The 262-nt window shown below is 55.7% G+C and carries 1 pseudogene; it reads left to right on the top strand.

Annotated features, from left to right (window positions below):
• A pseudogene (locus ACFZPT_RS26755) lies at window positions 1-204 on the top strand (cobalamin-binding protein); the annotation flags it as partial.
• Between the last annotated feature and the right edge of the window lie 58 nt (window positions 205-262).

The following is a 262-nucleotide window of genomic DNA, read 5'->3' as shown; positions in this document are numbered from 1 at the left end:
CCGCAATTCAGTATCGTGTGGGTGTTGCAGCGCAATCCCGTGCTGTTTTTGGTCTGCGATCAAGCGCAAATGGACGCCTGGAAAGCATGGCAAACCATGGCGGATCGCGTAGGGCAGGTGCCCGATAATGGCCTGGAGCGGCCCAGTGGGCATATGATGGAGGCGGTGGGGCGGTTGTGTCAGGTTTTTGCGCCGGACATTTGAGTGTCCTATTATTTATGGGGTCCTGGTCAAGCCAATTAGGCAAACTCGTCCTTCTTCG

It is taken from the genome of Pseudomonas sp. MD330_10 (genome assembly GCF_042610415.1).
GTDB classification, from domain to species: Bacteria; Pseudomonadota; Gammaproteobacteria; order Pseudomonadales; family Pseudomonadaceae; genus Aquipseudomonas; species Aquipseudomonas rhodesiae.
The sequence above is the reverse complement of the archived record's forward strand: the minus strand, read 5'-3'. Positions and strand labels throughout refer to the sequence as shown.